General features: G+C 35.9%; 15 protein-coding genes. 11 read left to right on the top strand and 4 right to left on the bottom strand.

The annotated features are described in order from the left end of the window. Positions 1-138 precede the first annotated feature (138 nt). Together KM149_RS09280 and KM149_RS09275 are read right to left on the bottom strand one after the other, a co-directional pair. A complete protein-coding gene (locus KM149_RS09280) occupies positions 139-1,464 on the bottom strand; it encodes a CoA-disulfide reductase (RefSeq protein ID WP_182280569.1) in 1,326 nt (441 codons plus the stop codon). 39 nt (positions 1,465-1,503) lie between these two features. After that, entirely contained in the window at positions 1,504-2,325 is an 822-nt protein-coding gene (locus tag KM149_RS09275) for a Cof-type HAD-IIB family hydrolase (RefSeq protein WP_214971839.1), read from the bottom strand. Between the two features lie 114 nt (positions 2,326-2,439). Between KM149_RS09275 and KM149_RS09270 the strand changes: the two genes are divergently transcribed. From KM149_RS09270 to KM149_RS09255, 4 genes are all read left to right on the top strand, one after another. Further along, complete coding sequence (locus KM149_RS09270; RefSeq protein WP_016424635.1) at positions 2,440-2,748, top strand: metal-sulfur cluster assembly factor; 309 nt, start codon at positions 2,440-2,442, stop codon at positions 2,746-2,748. 772 nt (positions 2,749-3,520) lie between these two features. Further along, the gene (locus KM149_RS09265) at positions 3,521-5,359 is read left to right on the top strand and encodes an acyltransferase family protein (protein ID WP_165545907.1); all 1,839 of its coding nucleotides are present in this window, start codon (positions 3,521-3,523) and stop codon (positions 5,357-5,359) included. Positions 5,360-5,655: 296 nt separating this feature from the next. Next, the gene (clpB, locus tag KM149_RS09260; protein ID WP_214971841.1) at positions 5,656-8,274 is read left to right on the top strand and encodes an ATP-dependent chaperone ClpB; all 2,619 of its coding nucleotides are present in this window, start codon (positions 5,656-5,658) and stop codon (positions 8,272-8,274) included. Positions 8,275-8,502: 228 nt separating this feature from the next. Continuing rightward, positions 8,503-9,399, top strand: a complete 897-nt coding sequence (locus tag KM149_RS09255) for a 5'-nucleotidase, lipoprotein e(P4) family (RefSeq protein WP_214971843.1) — start codon at positions 8,503-8,505, stop codon at positions 9,397-9,399. 272 nt (positions 9,400-9,671) lie between these two features. Here KM149_RS09255 and KM149_RS09250 read toward each other — a convergent pair whose 3' ends face one another. Then, the gene (locus tag KM149_RS09250; RefSeq protein WP_050331461.1) at positions 9,672-9,854 is read right to left on the bottom strand and encodes a DUF2929 family protein; all 183 of its coding nucleotides are present in this window, start codon (positions 9,852-9,854) and stop codon (positions 9,672-9,674) included. Positions 9,855-10,003: 149 nt separating this feature from the next. On the opposite strand from KM149_RS09250, the gene KM149_RS09245 reads away from it, so the two are divergent. Further along, on the top strand, positions 10,004-10,945 hold the full coding sequence (locus tag KM149_RS09245) for a beta-ketoacyl-ACP synthase III (protein WP_050331460.1): 942 nt from the start codon (positions 10,004-10,006) through the stop codon (positions 10,943-10,945). A 17-nt stretch (positions 10,946-10,962) separates the two neighbouring features. Further along, a complete protein-coding gene (gene fabF, locus KM149_RS09240; protein WP_060830170.1) occupies positions 10,963-12,207 on the top strand; it encodes a beta-ketoacyl-ACP synthase II in 1,245 nt (414 codons plus the stop codon). Positions 12,208-12,784: 577 nt separating this feature from the next. On the opposite strand, the gene KM149_RS09235 is transcribed toward fabF, so the two are convergent. After that, a complete protein-coding gene (locus tag KM149_RS09235) occupies positions 12,785-13,162 on the bottom strand; it encodes a DUF3899 domain-containing protein (RefSeq protein WP_214971845.1) in 378 nt (125 codons plus the stop codon). Positions 13,163-13,410: 248 nt separating this feature from the next. Here KM149_RS09235 and opp3b point away from each other — a divergent pair, with 248 nt between their 5' ends. Genes opp3b through KM149_RS09210 form a run of 5 tightly spaced genes read left to right on the top strand, consistent with a single transcriptional unit; the run spans position 13,411 to position 19,111 of the window. Beyond that, positions 13,411-14,337 (top strand): oligopeptide ABC transporter permease, encoded by a 927-nt coding sequence (gene opp3b / locus KM149_RS09230; RefSeq protein ID WP_214971847.1) that lies wholly within the window; start codon positions 13,411-13,413, stop codon positions 14,335-14,337. Further along, positions 14,337-15,398 (top strand): oligopeptide ABC transporter permease, encoded by a 1,062-nt coding sequence (opp3C, locus tag KM149_RS09225; protein ID WP_165545872.1) that lies wholly within the window; start codon positions 14,337-14,339, stop codon positions 15,396-15,398. The genes opp3b and opp3C overlap by 1 nt, the downstream gene beginning before the upstream one ends. A 14-nt stretch (positions 15,399-15,412) precedes the next feature. Continuing rightward, positions 15,413-16,486 (top strand): ABC transporter ATP-binding protein, encoded by a 1,074-nt coding sequence (locus tag KM149_RS09220; protein WP_165545873.1) that lies wholly within the window; start codon positions 15,413-15,415, stop codon positions 16,484-16,486. Beyond that, positions 16,486-17,427, top strand: a complete 942-nt coding sequence (locus KM149_RS09215) for an ABC transporter ATP-binding protein (RefSeq protein ID WP_165545874.1) — start codon at positions 16,486-16,488, stop codon at positions 17,425-17,427. Before KM149_RS09220 ends, KM149_RS09215 begins: the two co-directional genes overlap by 1 nt. A gap of 52 nt (positions 17,428-17,479) precedes the next feature. Beyond that, positions 17,480-19,111 carry a peptide ABC transporter substrate-binding protein gene (locus KM149_RS09210; protein ID WP_165545908.1) on the top strand — a complete coding sequence of 544 codons (1,632 nt, stop codon included), beginning with the start codon at positions 17,480-17,482 and terminating at the stop codon, positions 19,109-19,111. The last annotated feature ends 60 nt before the right edge of the window (positions 19,112-19,171 follow it).

Raw genomic sequence — 19,171 nt, 5'->3', positions numbered from 1 at the left:
GCGCCTGCGCTTATTTTAAGCTTTGTACAATCCACATTATCTTTGTCAAAGCAGGCCAACAAAATTAAATTGATTGCATTGTCCTACTCTGTGCTTCAAACGACAAATTGTGAATCTATTTCGCTTTTTATTAACTTATTAAAGATTTCTTGCTTTATAGCCAATCATATTGATTAAATCTTTAGGATGACTGAAAGGTGGGGCATACGCAACTTCAAATTCCGTCAATTCATCGACAGTCATACGATGCATCATGGCCATCGTGAGCACATCGATACGCTTATCGACACCCATTTCTCCGACAGCTGCTGCTCTCAAGAGTTGACGTGTATTTTTATCGAAATAAACACGAAGATGAATGCGTGCATTACGAGGATAATAGTTTGCACATGCAGGGCTATTCACTTCGACCATTTCATAATCATAATTTTTAAGTTCTCTTGGTGAAAGGCCTGTACTTGCTAAAGTATAGTCAAAGAATTTAACGATACTTGCACCGAGATACCCTTTAAAAGCAATCGCATCATTACCTGCAACTTGTTCAGCTATAATACTAGCGCCTCTATGTGCACCCCAAGCTAATGGCACATGTGCAGGTTGTTCAACATGACGGTAGAAACTCGTAATAATATCCCCAAGCGCGTAAATGTTTGGAATATTTGTTTGGAAATGTTCATTAACTGGAATATAACCTCTCGCATCAAGTTGAACACCTGAATCTTGAATGAATTCAGAGTTCGGTGTCACGCCTACGCCTGTAATGATTAAATCATAATCTTCTACTGCACCAGAAGTAAATGTGACTGTTTTTCCTGAAATAGCTTTAATTTCTTCATTCAAACGATAAGGAATGTTTCGTACTTCTAATGCATCAAATAGAACTTGGTTCATATCTTGATCCATTAATTTATTAACCGCTTCGGAACGGTGGATGAGTGTAGGTTGTAAGCCACGCTCATACAAGTTTTCAAGCACTTCTAGACTAACATAACCCGCACCTACAATAAGGACACGCTGAACGTTATTCTGTTCAATGAAAGAATCAATTTTATCTGTATCTTCCATATTACGTAATGTAAAGAGGTGAGGCGCTTCGAAGTTAAGGCGACTCGCGCGTGCACCTGGACTTAAAACAAGAATATCGTAGTCATCTTCAAAAATTTCACCCGTTAAATGATTTTTAACTTGAATTTTATTAGATGCACTATTAATTTGAATGACTTCATGATGCACTTTTACCGTTATATCTTTGCTTTCTTTAAATTGTTCCGGATTAGTTGCTAACAATTTAGAACGGGACTCGACAATATTTCCGAGGTAATAAGGTAAACCACAATTCGCGAAGCTCATATCGCGGTCTTTTTCATATACTGTGATGCTACTTTCTCTGTCTAAACGTCGTATTTGGCTTGCACATGTAGCGCCACCAGCGACAGCTCCGACAACAATGATTTTTTTGGACATCTTTTTTTCTCCTTTGTGTCTTTTTATTGAATTCAATTTTTATTCTTTCGAAATATTCAAATTAAAAAATTCATTTAAATATAAACCTATACCATCTTCATTATTAGATAGAGTTGTTTCTTTTGCAACATGTTTTAATTCTTCTATTGCATTTCCCATTGCGACACCGTGATTAGCATACTTTATCATTTCGATATCATTGTCCTCGTCACCAAATGCGATAATCTGTTCGTGATCGATTTGAAGACAATCTTTAACGTAATCAATACCGACAGCTTTACTAATTCCTTTTTTAACAATTTCAATCACTGGGAAAGGGGCACCCCAACGACGATGTTCAATATTTTCAGCGTAAAAGCGTGTGAGCATTTGTTTAATACGTGGAATCATCATTTCCTCTGCTTCAATGAGTAAGCTTGTTGGATCTTCATTTAAATTTTCTCTTAAATCTCCCACTTTTGTGACGGGGTTTCCCATACTAAAGCCTTCAAAAAGGCGATGATCAGGTTGATCTATAAATACACAGTCTTTAACTTCAGCAATTATATTTTGAATTTCCATTTTTTTAAGTGATTCGATGATACTTGTTGCAATTCCTTCATCCAAACGATGATGTTGCGTTTGGAATTGGGGGTCATGCGGGTGATGTACAAAGGCACCATTAAAATTCACTACAGGTGTATTGAGGCCAAGTTGTTCATAATATAAGCGACTGGCTCTGTAAGGTCTACCTGTAGCAATCATAATTGCGTGTCCCTGTTGTTGAAGCGTTTTTAGAACACGGAAAGTGTAGGGTGATATTTCTTTTTGGTCATTTAATAATGTCCCATCTAAATCTAAACAAATTAAAAATTGCTTCATTCATAATTCTCCTTAATACCAAGTTTCAATGTATCAATATCATAGCATTTTATTGTCGAAAAGTGGGGATTTTGATATATTGTTACTAGTAATAAGATTAAAGAGGTGATACGGATGGAAGAGGCACTTAAAGATAGTATACTTGGTGCATTAGAAAATGTAATAGATCCTGAATTAGGTATAGATGTCGTTAACTTAGGACTTGTTTATAAAGTGGATTTAGATGATGATGGATTGTGTACTGTTGAGATGACATTAACTTCAATTGGTTGTCCACTTGGACCGCAAATTGTAGATCAAGTGAAAACAGTATTAGCAGAACTTCCAGAAATTCAAGATACAGAAGTGAATATTGTTTGGAATCCACCATGGAGCAAAGACATGATGTCACGTTACGCAAAAATTGCACTAGGTGTAAGCTAAGCACGTTTTAAGGTGAAACATCATTATAAAGACTTCTGGATATAAAGCCATAGGTAACTATGCCTTCCTGGACGTTCTTGCATAGGAGCTGAAGTCTCAACTCAATTTGACTTAATTGAAGTACAAACTACGATGAAGCCAAATTGGATTTTGGGTGTAATACAGAAATCTCATGTAATCTTCTTGTTAATTATGATAATCATGTTGTAATCATGAAGATAAAGAGGTCAATTTTATGAGACGATGAAAGCTTTTTAGAAAATCAAAACCGCAAAAATTATAGAGAAGCATCGAAGTGAATGTATTTTCAAATAAATATCGTTTATTTCGATATGGATATATTTTAAATCCTAAACGTTTATAAAGTGGATAAATCAATTCACCGTTAATTTAGTTTTTGTCGCTATTAATTAAACGTTGCGAAAGTGATTTATTTATAACTATAACAGTGAGTTATAACATGCATAAACGAAGTATTGTTGAAGAGACGCCTGAGGAAACAGGACGAGCCAAAGACTACAGGCTAAGGCTATCCCCTCGGAAAGCGAAGTCATACAATACGAAGTTTTATCATAAAAAGGAAGCGCTCAGATGATTTTCTATTAAAAATCATCTGAGCGCTATTTATTTTGCGGTTGATGTGCAAACCTCTGTTGGCATATAAATTTTTTAATTTTGAAGACTAAATTAGAATTGCGCGATTTGAAATAAGAGTATACAATAAATAATCAATACATAGTTTGTACAATATTACATTAATTTGGAAAGAATGATGCGTGTGTGGGATTTTGAACATAGAGGGAAACGTTATTTAAAATCACGATATATGCCAGGGTTAGACGGATTAAGAGCTGTGGCAGTCATCGCTATTATCATTTATCATCTCAATCCACAATGGTTACCAGGTGGTTTTTTAGGGGTAGATACATTTTTTGTTATCTCAGGTTATTTGATTACGAGTTTATTACTAACAGAATATTACAATACAGGCAAAATTGATTTAAAGTCATTTTGGTTGAGACGGTTTAAGCGACTCATTCCAGCGGTATTTTTTCTAATTATGAGTGTCTTACTGTTGACGCTCATTTTTGAGCCTTCAGAAATCAAACCGATTCGTTCAGATGCGATTGCTGCGGTTTTTTATGTTTCAAACTGGTGGTATATCATTCAGAATGTAGATTATTTTGAACAATTTGCGGTTGCCCCTTTTAAACATTTATGGTCACTCGCAATTGAGGAACAATTTTATCTCGTTTTTCCACTTGTCCTTTTAGGATTATTGACTTTCGTACGACGAACAAAATGGATTCGTATCACTTTTTATACATTACTCTTTATATCACTTGTGACAATGGCTGTGTTATATGTACCACAAGAAAATGTCGCACGTGTTTATTTTGGTACGGATACACGTCTACAAACTTTATTAATGGGGGTTATTCTTGCATGGATATGGCCACCTTTTAAGTTGAGTGCTAAAATCAATCAAACTTTAAAAAGTGTGATAGATGCCATTGGATTAATCGGCTTAGTGATTTTAATCTTATGTTTTAAAAATGTTGAAGAAGCAGGTAATTGGTTATATTATGGTGGCTTTTTTCTTATATCAGGTGTCACTTTATTCATCATTGCAAGTAGTGTACATCCTTCAGGCTATTTTGCTAAATTATTAGGCAATCGGGTTTTTACATATATTGGAAGTCGCTCATATAGTTTATACCTTTGGCACTATCCAATCATTGTATTTATTCATCACCAATTTGTACAAGGACAAATACCGACGTTTGTCTATTTAATCGAGCTTCTCCTAATGTTTGGCATGGCAGAATTTTCATATCGCTTCATTGAACAACCTTTCAGAAAAATGGGGTTCCATGCTTTTACTTTTAAACAACTTAGAAACTGGCGGTCACAAAAAGTTTTACGGACTTGGCTTGTACTTATTTTACTATTACCGAGTATGCTCGTTTTTGCTGGTGCATTTAATTCACTATCAAACCATAAAGCACAGCATGTTACTGAGGTCAATACTGAAGAGTTAGATAAACTTATTGTCAGACCATTACCTCTGCCACAACTTGAAATCAATGGTTTCACTGTTAAAGGAGATCATAGTCAGTATGCTTCATGGAAACCATTACTTATTGGTGATTCGGTTATGGTGGATATTGGGGATTACTTTAAATCTTATGTATCCAATGCAGATATTAATGGTAAGGTCGGCCGAAATCTCATTCAAGCGATTCCGTTAGTCAAAGAGAATTACAAGCAATATAAAAACAAAGATGATATTATCGTTTTAGAGTTAGGAACAAACGGAGACTTTACAGAAGACCAGCTTGATACACTATTAGACTTATTTGATAAAGCAGATATTTATGTTGTCAATACAAGAGTTCCGCGTTCTTATGAAGGACATGTCAATGATGTATTGAAAAAGGCAGCTAAAAAACGTGGAAACGTCACATTAGTCGATTGGTATCAAAAATCTGCAAATCATACAGAATATTTTGCACCAGACGGCATTCATTTAGAGCCACCGGGTGTGAGAGCATTAACGCATAGTATCATTCATGAAATAGAACAAAATCATCCTACAGATAAAAAATAGGATCGAAAAAAGGATGATAAAACAGAGTGCTGTAATACAGTCGCGATGAAACGCCTAGTTATCAGGTGGGTTTTGTCGCGACTTATTTTATAAGTAACTAGTATTAATGTTTTAAATTCAAAATATCAGGCAAATGCATAGATGTAGCATTCAAAGCACTGTAAATTTAATTTTTAAAAAGGTCAAAAAAAGTCAAACTAAGCATTGATTTTTTCGATAGTGAGGGTTATAATATAACTAAGGTCAAAGAAAGTCAAAGTCAACGTTGACCTATTTTAATAGAGGGGTGAGCCATTTTGGATATTAATCAAATGACACATGCAATTCAAAATGCACTTCAGAAAGCAATTGATTATGCGAAAACCTATCAATTAACCAATATAGAAGTAGAAGCTGTACTTAAAGCAGTTCTCGAAGAACCAGATAGTTTATTTAAAAGTGTATTAGAGCGTGCAAATATTAATATAGAAGAGTTAGAACGAGCTTTAGATAATAAATTGAAAAGTTATCCAACGATGAAAGGCGATCAAGTACAATATGGTCAGTATATTTCGCCACAAACGAATCAACTTTTTACAACTGCAGAAAATTATATGAAAACGTATGATGATCAATTTATATCAATGGAGCACATTTTGCTAGCAGCGATAGATATTGATGAAACGATGAAACGTTTTGTAGAACATAAAAAAGAAGTGATTGTCGAAATCATTAAAAAGATAAGAGGAGGGAATCATGTGACTACACAAAACCCTGAAGTCAACTATGAAGCATTATCAAAATATGGACGCGACTTAGTGGAAGAGGTACGTAAAGGTAACATGGATCCTGTTATTGGACGAGATGAAGAAATTCGTAACACAATCCGTATTTTGAGTCGTAAAACAAAAAATAATCCAGTATTAATCGGAGAACCTGGTGTAGGTAAAACAGCAATCGTTGAAGGGTTAGCACAACGAATTGTAAAAAAAGATGTTCCAGATTCATTGCTTGATAAAACGGTATTCGAGCTCGATTTAAGCGCACTTGTGGCTGGGGCAAAATACCGTGGTGAATTTGAAGAAAGATTAAAAGCAGTATTAAAAGAAGTCAAAGAATCAGACGGGCGTATTCTGTTATTTATAGATGAAATTCATATGCTGGTAGGTGCAGGAAAAACAGACGGTGCTATGGATGCAGGTAATATGCTTAAACCAATGTTAGCACGAGGAGAGTTGCACTGTATCGGTGCCACAACTTTGAATGAATATCGAGAATATATTGAGAAAGATTCAGCTTTAGAACGACGTTTTCAAAAAGTGAATGTTGCTGAGCCTAATATTGAAGATACGATTTCTATTTTACGTGGTTTAAAAGAACGTTATGAAGTGCATCATGGTGTACGTATTCAAGACCGTGCACTCGTTGCTGCTGCAGAGCTATCTGATCGTTATATTACGGATCGATTCTTGCCAGACAAAGCTATTGACCTTGTCGACCAAGCTTCAGCAACAATCAGAACTGAAATGGGCTCTAACCCTACTGAATTAGACCAAGCGAACCGTCGTGTGATGCAATTAGAAATTGAAGAAAACGCATTGAAAAAAGAGTCAGACGAAGCAAGTCGTATTCGTTTGAAAGAGTTACAAGAAGAACTCGCTGAAGAAAAAGAAAAACAAGCGGCTTTACAAGCGCGTGTTGAAAATGAAAAAGAAAAAATTGCTAAAGTACAAGAAAAACGGGCAGAACTTGATGAAAGTCGTAAAGCTTTAGAAGATGCAGAAAATAATTATGACTTGGAAAAAGCAGCGGTGTTACAACACGGTAAAATACCAGAACTTGAAAAAGAATTGAAAGCGCTCGAAGCTTCATTTCAAGAAGCACAAGGTGAAGATTCAGATCGCATTATACGTGAAGTTGTAACTGATGAAGAAATTGGAGAAATTGTAAGTCAATGGACAGGTATTCCAGTTTCAAAACTTGTTGAAACAGAACGTGAAAAATTATTGCACTTATCTGATATCCTTCATCGTCGAGTGGTAGGACAAGATCAAGCCGTTGATCTTGTATCAGATGCCGTTGTACGTGCGAGAGCAGGTATTAAAGATCCTAACCGACCAATTGGCTCATTCTTGTTCTTAGGACCTACGGGTGTTGGTAAAACAGAGCTTGCTAAAGCATTGGCTTCGTCATTGTTTGATTCAGAAAAGCATATGATTCGTATCGATATGAGTGAATACATGGAAAAACATTCTGTCTCAAGGTTAATTGGAGCGCCTCCGGGATACGTTGGACACGATGAAGGTGGACAATTAACTGAAGCGGTGAGACGGAACCCTTATTCAGTTATTTTGTTAGATGAGATAGAAAAAGCACATACGGATGTATTTAATGTGTTGCTTCAAATTTTAGATGAAGGTCGACTTACTGATTCTAAAGGTCGTAGTGTAGATTTCAAAAATGCAATCATCATTATGACAAGTAACATTGGTTCACAAATTTTATTAGAAAATGTAAAAGATACAGGTGTTATTACTGAAGAAACAGAAAAAGCAGTCACTAGCAGTTTGAATGCATATTTTAAACCAGAAATTTTAAACAGAATGGACGATATTGTGTTATTCAAACCGCTTTCTATTGATGATATGAAAATGATTGTTGATAAAATCCTCAACAATTTAAACATGCGCTTGATGGATCAACGCATCCAACTCGAAATGAGTGATGAAGCTGAAAAATGGATGGGTGAAGAAGCATACGAACCACAGTTTGGTGCGCGTCCATTAAAACGTTTTGTTCAAAGACATGTCGAAACACCTTTAGCAAGAATGATGATTAAAGATCATCTTCCAGAAGGTACAAAAGTGTATGGTTATTTAGAAAACAATGAAATACAATTTAAAGTAGAAAAACCGACGAATGAAGTAGAAGCATAAAGCGTCATCTAATATAACTGAAACGTAAGAGTAGGACTGAAAGCAATTTTATTTTCATGTCCTACTCTTATTTTTTTAATTGTGCACAGATGTATTATAAAAAATGTTAAAAATTTTATAGAAATATTGAGATTTACTATAAAAGCATATAATATATATGTGTGGATAAGATAATGACTTTTTATTTCTGTTTCGCACATAATACATAGGAAAAAGGTGACAAAATACATGAATAAATGGACAAAGACGACTGCAGCACTTTTAGCTTTAGGTATTGCTTCTTCAAGCGTACCTTATCAAGCGTATGCAGGAGGTGGCCAAGCGACTCAAGCACAACAAACGGCAACACAAGCAGAAACTCAAGCGACAAAAGAACTAGCACAACAAAATATGATGAGTGTTTCTTGGTATCAAAATTCTGCTGAAGCTAAAGCATTATATGCGCAAGGTTATAATACAGCTAAAGAAACATTGAGCAAAAAAATTAAAAATCATAAAGGTGGTAAAAAATTAGCCATCGTTCTTGATATTGATGAAACGGTACTTGATAATTCACCTTACCAAGCTGCAAGTGTTTTAAATGGTAAAACATTCCCAGAAGGTTGGCAAGAGTGGGTAAAAAGCGCACAAGCAAAACCAGTATATGGCGCTAAAGACTTCTTGAAATATGCGGACAAGCATGATGTAGAAATATTCTATGTCTCTGACCGTTCACATGAAAAAGATCTTGACGCTACGATTAAAAACTTGAAAAAAGAAAAATTACCACAAGCTGACAAAAAACATGTATTGTTGAAAAAAGAAGGCGAAAAGGGTAAAACAGAGCGTCGTGATAAAGTACGCACTGATTACAACTTAGTGATGTTATTTGGTGATAACTTGCTTGATTTTGATGAGCCAAAACAACCGACAGCAAAATCACGTGAAGAACTTGTAAGACAACACGAAGACGATTTTGGAAGCAAATACATTATTTTCCCTAACCCAATGTATGGTAGCTGGGAAGCAACATTGTACAACAATGACTACAGTATCAGCGCGAAACAAAAATTAGAAAAACGTAAACAATCACTTAAATATTTCGATCAAAAAACAAACAAAGTTAAAACAATTGATATGAAATAAGTATAGAAAAAAATAGCCATTAGAAATCGTGAATAAGATGATTTCATGGCTATTTTTATTCGGTTTATATTTAAACAAATTACGATTGTATGGTTGAGGTTAAACGATGGAGACTGAGTAATTCAACATACTTCATAATATTAAAGAGATAAAAACGAAGCCCGAGATGAATTCGTATAGAATACGAAAAACTCGGGCTTTATCGATGATTGAGAACGTTGGTCTCTTGCATAGTAAAGGCAAATTCAATGCCCTACTCAATAAGGTTATCGCTAATGCGAATCGTGGTTTGGTCTACCAGCGGCATCCAAGAGTGCAATAACAATAACCATAACTACAGCAAGAAAAATTGGTGTGATAAGGTTAATTGGCCCTCCACCATTAAGACTATTTAAAACAAAATTGACCATTTCTAAAAGTAAAATAGCCCAAATCAATGTGATGAAGTATTTCATTTTATATTGCCTCCATATGATTGATATTTTCATTATAATATTCTTGTAGTGATTTGTATAGCTATCCTAGCATCTCGCTTGTCTTTTTTTATCACATTGTGGTAAATTAATACCTGGTATTAAAAAATTTAAAAGAAGGTGTTCAAACCATGAATGTAGGTATTAAAGGATTTGGCGCTTATGCACCTGATCGAGTTGTTGATAATGCATATTTTGAATCGTACCTAGATACATCTGATGAATGGATTTCTCAAATGACTGGGATTAAAGAACGTAGATGGGCTAATGAAGATCAAGATACTTCTGATTTAGCTTACGAGGCAAGTGTGAGGGCGATTGAAGATGCAGGTATTAATGCGCAAGATATAGACATGGTTATTGTTGCAACATCTACAGGCGATCACCGATTCCCGACAGTAGCAAATATGTTACAACAACGTTTAGGATTAAATAAAGTTGCATCTATGGATCAATTAGCAGCTTGTTCTGGATTTATGTATGGTATTGTGACAGCACGTTCGTTCGTACTTTCTGGAGAATATCAAAATGTACTTGTTGTGGGTGCAGATAAACTCTCTAAAATTACAGATTTAAACGACCGTTCAACAGCTATTTTATTTGGTGACGGCGCTGGAGCAGTTATTATTGGCGAAGTATCCGGAAATCGTGGTATTCTGAGCTATGAGTTAGGCTCTGATGGCATTGGAGGAAAATACCTCTATCAAGACCAAGAGACGAATTTTATCCGTATGAATGGACGTGAAGTTTTTAAATTTGCTGTACGCGTAATGGGAGAATCCTCACAACGTGCAGTTGAAAAAGCACATCTGAATGCGGAAGATATTAATATGTTTATACCACATCAAGCAAACATTCGCATTATGGAATCAGCGCGTCAGCGTTTAGATTTGCCAAAAGAAAAAATGAGTGTCTCAGTTGATAAATACGGGAATACTTCTGCAGCGTCTATTCCGCTCAGTGTGAAGCAGGAATTAGAGAATGGACGTATTAAAGATGATGATATTGTTGTATTTGTTGGATTTGGTGGCGGACTCACTTGGGGTTCGATTGTACTCAGATGGGGTAAATAACAGAGGAGGAAATGAACATGACAAAAAAACATCGTGTTGTAGTTACAGGCCTTGGTGCCTTGTCACCTATTGGAAATGACGTCCCATCAATGTGGGACAGCGCCCTGAATGGCGTAAATGGTATCGATAAAATCACTAGAATTGATACAGAACCTTATCAAGTGCACATTGGTGGAGAACTAAAAGATTTTAACGTGGAAGATTTTATTCCTAAAAAAGAAGCACGAAAAATGGCACGTTTTACACAGTATGCCGTTGTAGCGGCACGCGAAGCATTACAAGACTCTGGTTTAACTATTGATGAAAAGAATGCAGATCGTGTAGGCGTTTGGATTGGTTCTGGCATCGGTGGTATGGAAACTTTTGAACAAGCCTATGATCAATTAAAAGCACGTGGTCCACGTCGTGTGAGTCCATTTTTTGTACCGATGTTAATTCCGGACATGGCTTCAGGTCAAGTTTCAATAGATACAGGTGCAAAAGGGCCTAATGGTGCTACTGTTACAGCCTGTGCGACAGCAACAAACTCTATCGGTGAAGCTTTTAAATTTATTGAACGTGGCGACGCTGATGCAATGATTGCTGGTGGAACAGAGGCACCAATTACACATATGGCTATTGCTGGATTTAGTGCGAGTCGTGCGTTAACAACGAATGACGATATTGAAACAGCTTGTCGACCTTTCCAAGAAGGCCGCGATGGCTTTGTAATGGGTGAAGGTGCAGGGATTCTAGTACTTGAGTCACTTGAGTCAGCACAAGCGCGTGGTGCTCGAATTTATGCTGAGCTTGTCGGTTATGGTGCTACTGGAGATGCATATCACATTACTGCACCGGGGCCAGAAGGTGAAGGTGGTTCTCGTGCAATGGAAGCAGCGATTCAAGATGCAGGCATTCAGCCTCAAGATATTCAATACTTGAATGCACATGGTACAAGTACGCCTGTTGGTGACTTATCTGAAATTCAAGCGGTTAAAAACACCTTTGGTGACGCTGCTAAATCACTGAAAATTAGTTCGACGAAATCAATGACGGGCCATCTTTTAGGTGCAACAGGTGGTATTGAAGCGATTTTCTCAATTTTATCAATTCGTGATGGTAAAATTGCGCCGACTATTCACGCTGTATCACCGGATGCTGAAATTGATTTAGATATTACGCCAAATGAAGCTGTAGATCATGAAATTGAATACGCGATGAGTAATAGCCTTGGCTTTGGCGGTCATAACGCAGTACTCATTTTCAAAAAATATAGCGAATAAAATAGAGAATTTAAATCAAAAAATGCGTTTACTCTCAAAATCATTGATGGGTGAACGCATTTTTTAATTTTCTCTCTTATTGGTGTCGTCTAATTTATGAATATAATAAGAAAATAATCAACAAGCAACATAAAATGATGCCGAATACTTATTCAAAGATGTTTTTTCTACAAATACAGTGTTCATATTATCTAATATATATAATAGAAGAAACACGTCAAAGAGCTATACTTACGTACGATATATTGTCAGCAATAATAAAATATAACAATTAAGAAAGATAATGTCCTTATGCTAATATATGTAAAGATTGGAAAAGTTATAGATATTTTCAAAATGATTGTATACGTTTATTTAAAAGGTTCAAAACGTTTCAAATAAATGTATCTGTAAAATATTAATCATTGATTAAAAGTAAACGGTTTTAAAGCAAAAGTATAAAATTGTTACATGAGATAAAACTGACTGCAGAATAAATGATCAATTTGAACTGAAATTTCCATCATAAAATAATTGAATAATCTGAAATCATCGTATTTCCTAGGAGAACACTCGCCTTAAATTTATTCATTTTTTATTATGCGAGATATGCGAGTACAATAGCGATGACAAAGTAAGCGACATGAATAAGAAGCGCAGGCATAATCCAAGGTGATACAAAGTATTCCGATTTTTTAGCATGCTTTGGATTAAAAAAAGCGTCATCTTCAAAGCGTGAGCGATTCTTTTTACGCTTCATTTGATAGCGAAACTTTCTAAATCCATAACTTGTGACGTCGAGTATGCCTTCTTGAATAATTAAGAATGTGAATAGTAATATCGAGACCATTATTGTTATGGTGAAAAAGATATTGATGAAGTGTGTCCATGTATGGCTAGATAAAAGCCATATAATTAAACTTGCAAGGGGTGTAAATAAGATATAAATTAAAGCATTTTTGTTTATACGTTTCATAGTTTCATTCCTTATTTAGTATTTACTGAAATCATTGTAACTTAATTCCCTTCAATATACACCTATAGATCTATTCTGAAAGTGTGAATATCATTATAAAGCACAATGAAAAGTCGAGTTTAATCTAAAAATTTTTATTGTGTTAAATCAAAATGTTATTGATTAAATTTTGCGAAAAGTCTATAATGACATTAATATTTCTGAAAATTTAGAAGGGAATGTTAATTTAGATTAGGGGGTTTACGCTGATGCTTAGATATACTTTGAAGCGTTTATTGTATATGGTCATTTCGTTGTTTATTATCATTACCATTACATTTTTCTTAATGAAGTTAATGCCAGGCTCACCATTTAATGACGAAAAGTTAAGCGATGAGCAAAAAACAATATTGAATGAAAAATATGGACTCAATGATCCATTACCTGTTCAATATGCAAACTATATGAAAAATGTTGTCAAAGGAGATTTTGGTAACTCGTTTCAATACGATAACCAACCGGTTTGGGATCTAATTAAACCGAGATTAGTACCTTCGTTGCAAATGGGGCTATTTGCAATGGTAATTGGTGTCATTGCAGGTGTTATTTTAGGGGTCGCAGCAGCCACCCGGCAAAATACGTGGATTGACTATTTAGCAACCTTTATCTCGGTTATTGCGATATCAGTGCCATCGTTTGTATTGGCAGTATTATTACAATATGTATTTGCTGTACGTTTGCAATGGTTTCCAGTTGCTGGATGGGAAGGTATTTCCACAGCAATATTACCGTCGTTAGCTTTATCAGCTGTTGTTTTAGCAACAGTAGCACGTTATATTCGAGCAGAAATGATAGAAGTGTTGAGTTCAGACTACATATTACTTGCCCGAGCAAAAGGGAATTCAACTGGTAGAGTTTTATTTGGCCATGCACTTAGAAATGCATTGATTCCAGTCATTACTATCCTTGTACCGATGTTAGCAGGTATTTTAACTGGGACATTAACAATTGAAAATATCTTTGGTGTACCTGGACTAGGGGACCAATTCGTTCGATCAATTACAACAAATGACTTCTCTGTCATCATGGCGATTACACTACTATTCAGTACATTGTTCATCGCATCAATCTTTATCGTTGATGTCTTGTACGGTTTAATTGATCCACGAATTCGTTTGCAAGGAGGTAAGAAATGATGTCAAATGAAGAACGCAATTTACCACAAGACGATCATTCAGGTGCGACAGTCGCTCAAACATCAGGCATAATGAGTGAAGACTTTGTTCGTACAGGTGCACCTGATGGCAGTGAGCAAGAGTTTCAAAGAGAAGGACGTACATTTTGGCAAGATGCTTGGGCACAACTCACTCGAAACAAATTAGCCGTTGTGGGTATGATTGGTCTGATTATCATTATTTTATTTGCCTTAATTGGTCCTTTATTAAATAGTCATGATTTTTCTGAACAAGATGTTCAACGTCGTAACTTACCACCTAAAATTGCTGTATTAGATAAAGTGCCATTTTTACCATTCAATGGTGAAGGTGTCGACGGTAACGCATACGATAAAGCACATGTTAAAGAAAATTTTTGGTTCGGTACAGATCAATTAGGGCGTGACTTATGGTCTCGTACTTGGCAAGGTGCGCAAGTTTCATTATTTATTGGTTTTGTAGCTGCCTTTTTAGATATTTTTATTGGTGTCATATACGGGGCGATTTCTGGTTATTTTGGAGGTCGTGTCGATGATATTATGCAACGGATTATCGAAATTATTTCATCTATTCCAACATTAATCGTTGTTATTTTATTCGTATTAATCTTTGAACCATCCATTTGGACAATTATTTTAGCGATGACCATTACGGGATGGATAGGAATGAGCCGTGTGGTACGTGGCGAATTCTTAAAATTGAAAAATCAAGAGTTTGTATTGGCGTCTCGTACACTTGGAACATCCGATTTCAGATTAATTTTTAAACATATTTTGCCTAATACATTAGGTGCAATTATTGTAACATCGATGTTTACAGTGCCGAATGCGATATTCTTCGAAGCGTTTTTAAGCTTTATTGGTATTGGGGTCCCTGCACCTAGAACTTCACTCGGTTCACTAGTAAATGAAGGGCGAGCAATGTTACTCATTCACCCGCATGAATTATTTATTCCGGCAATCATTTTAAGTTTATTAATCTTATTCTTCTATCTCTTTAGTGATGGATTACGTGATGCATTTGACCCTAAAATGCGTAAATAAAGGAGGAATTTACAATGTCTGAACGTGTATTAGAAATTAATGACTTGCATGTTTCCTTCGATATTGAAGCAGGGGAAGTGCAAGCGGTAAGAGGCGTTGACTTTTATTTAAATAAAGGAGAAACGTTGGCAATTGTAGGTGAATCAGGTTCAGGAAAATCTGTCTCTACTAAAGCTATTACAAAATTGTTCCAAGGAAAATCTGGAAGAATTAAAAATGGAAGTATTATTTTTAACGGTGAAGACCTCACACAAAAATCAGAAAAAGAATTAATGAAATTACGTGGGAAAGAGATTTCAATGATTTTCCAAGATCCTATGACATCTCTTAATCCAACTATGAAAATTGGTAAGCAAGTCATGGAGCCCATTATTAAACATATTGGCCTAAGTAAATCAGAAGCGAAAAAGCGTGCTATCGAATTATTAAAGTTAGTAGGTTTAAAGCGTGTGGAAGAACGCTTCAATGCATACCCGCATCAATTTTCAGGTGGTCAACGACAGCGTATCGTCATTGCATTGGCACTTGCTTGTGAACCTAAAGTGTTAATCGCGGATGAACCAACTACCGCATTAGATGTGACGATGCAGGCTCAAATTTTAGATTTGATGAAAGAATTACAACAAAAAATTGATACGTCTATCATCTTTATTACACACGATTTAGGGGTTGTTGCTAATGTTGCAGATCGTGTGGCTGTGATGTATGGCGGTCAAATGATTGAGACAGGGAATGTTGATGAAATATTCTATGATCCTAAACATCCTTATACATGGGGATTGCTTTCGTCAATGCCAGATTTAAAAACAGGGAACGACACAGAATTATTAGCGATTCCTGGCTCACCACCGGATCTGATTCATCCACCGAAAGGCGATGCATTTGCACCGAGAAGTGAATATGCTTTAGCGATTGACTTTAAAGAAGCGCCGCCATGGTTCAAAGTTTCGCCGACGCATTATGTTCGTTCTTGGTTGTTAGATGAACGTGCACCTCACGTTGAACCGCCAGAAATGGTAAAACGTAAGCAACGTCCAATGCCGAACAATTTTGATAAACCAGAACGTGTAGAAAGGGTGTCGTTTTAATGGCTGAAAAAGAAGTATTATTAGAAGTTAAAAATTTAAAACAGTATTTCAACCATGGCAAGCGTAATGAAGTACGTGCTGTTGAAGATATTTCTTTCAAAGTATTTAAAGGTGAAACGTTTGGCCTTGTAGGAGAGTCAGGTTCTGGTAAGTCAACAACAGGTAAAGCAATAATTAAATTAAATGATGTAACTGATGGCCAGGTGCTATACGAAGGGGTTAATATTCAAGATATTAAAAAGCATAAAGACTTACTTAAATTTAATAAGAAAATACAAATGATTTTCCAAGACCCTTATGCTTCACTCAATCCAAGACTTAAAGTCATGGATATCGTCGCTGAAGGGATAGATATTCATGGTTTAGCATCAGATCGAAAAGATCGCAAAAAGCGTGTTTATGATTTGTTAGAAACAGTAGGACTGCGAAAAAGTCATGCGAATCGTTATCCACATGAGTTCTCAGGAGGTCAACGTCAACGTATCGGTATCGCACGTGCATTAGCAGTTGAACCAGAATTCATCATCGCGGACGAGCCGATTTCAGCATTAGACGTATCGATTCAAGCACAAGTGGTCAACTTAATGCAAAAATTACAACGTGAACGTAACATCACATTTCTCTTTATTGCCCATGATTTGTCGATGGTAAAATATATTTCAGATCGTATTGCTGTTATGCATTTAGGGCGTATTGTCGAATTAGGGACTGCAGATGAGATATATAGTCATCCTATTCATCCATATACAAAATCACTGCTATCAGCTGTTCCGCAGCCTGATCCTGATAGTGAACGGACAAGAAAACGTGTTGAATATAAAGAAGATGCTTCTAAAAATGATCAACGTACGTTAAAAGAATTTACAGAAGGTCATTATGTTTTTGCAACAGATGAAGAATTTGAACAATACCGTGAAGCACACGGTTTAGTCGGCTTATAATGGCGGGAAGGGGGAATGACAATTGAATATTAAAAGCACATTGAAACTATTAATGACAGCTATTGCAGCAGTACTTGTGTTATCAGCTTGTGGGAATGCTGAAAGTGTTTATGATGGTGATGGACAAGTCTTTCGAAAAGTGATACCACAGGATATGACATCATTGGATACTGCTAAAGTTACAGATAGTGTTAGCTTTGATAAATTTAATCAAGTTTATGAAGGGCTTTACACTTTAGATGGTAAAGATGAAGCGGTACCTGGTGTTGCAAAAGGAGAACCGAAAATTACAAATGGCGGTAAGACTTGGACGATTAAGTTAAGAGAAAATGCGAAATGGTCCAATGGTGATCCGGTAACGGCACATGATTTCGTCTTTGCATGGCGTCGTGTTCTAGATCCAAATACAGCTTCTGAGTATGCTTATATTATGTATGATTTGAAAAATGCTGAAGAAATTAACATGAGCAAAAAGAAACCGAAAGAATTAGGTGTGAAAGCTTTAGATGACCATACATTACAGTTTGAGCTTACAAAATCAATACCATATTACAAAGAAATGTTAGCATTTGGTACGTTTATGCCACAAAATGAAAAAGTCGTTAAAAAGTATGGCGATCGATACGGTACGAAAGCAGATAAGGCAGTCTACAACGGGCCATTTAAAGTAAAAGATTGGGCAGTTGAAGACAAAATCTTATTAGTGAAAAATAATGATTATTGGGATAAAAAAGCCGTCAAACTTGATAAAGTGAATTATAAAATTTTAAAAGATGGTCAAGCTGGCGCTTCTTTATACGATACTGGTTCAGTTGATGATACAGGTATTTCATCTGAACAAGTCGATAAATATAAAGATTCGCCTGCATTAAAAAAACGCTTGCTCGCATCGACGTTCTATTTGAAGCTCAACCAAGATAAAGTACCAGCTTTTAAAAATAAAGATATGCGTATCGCTTTTTCACAAGCGATTGATAAAAAGGCTTATGTAGATTCAGTGCTTAATAATGGTTCTGCACCGAGTGATGCGTTTACAGCGAAAGCCACAGCAAAAACACCAGAAGGTAAAGATTTTGCGGATCAAATTAAATCACCGTTAGGCTATAATCCTAAACAAGCGAAAGTACACTATGACAAAGCGAAGAAAGCGCTCGGTCAAAAGGAATTTACGTTTACATTGAATACAGAGGATACGCCAGCATCTAAAATATCTGCAGAATTTATTAAAGCACAAATCGAAAAGAACTTGCCGGGTGTCACAGTGAAAATTCAGCAGTTACCGTTTAAACAACGTGTCGCACGTGAACAAAGTCAAAACTATGAAATTTCATTATCCGGTTGGGGACCAGACTACCCTGATGCCTTAACATTCTTAAACATTATGACTACGGGTAATGCATCGAATAAAACGGGATGGAGTAATAAAGACTACGATAAAATGGTGAAAGATGCAAACGGCGTATTATTGAAAGATGAAGAAAAACGTAATGAATCGTTAGTGAAAGCTGAAGAATTATTGTTAAACGAAGCGCCAATAGCGCCTATTTATCAAAAAGGGGAAGCGCACTTAACAAACCCTCAAGTTAAAAATCTTCAATATCATAATATCGGTGGCGATACGACATTGAAATATGTCTACATCGACAAAGATATTGATAGAAAAACAGGTAAGAAAAAAGATTAATAGAATAGAAAAAGACGTCTGACAGACTGTGCATGCAGTCTTTGTCAGACGTCTTTTTTT

Source organism: Staphylococcus coagulans (assembly GCF_022557135.1).
Lineage (GTDB): Bacteria > Bacillota > Bacilli > Staphylococcales > Staphylococcaceae > Staphylococcus > Staphylococcus coagulans.
The sequence above is the reverse complement of the archived record's forward strand: the minus strand, read 5'-3'. Positions and strand labels throughout refer to the sequence as shown.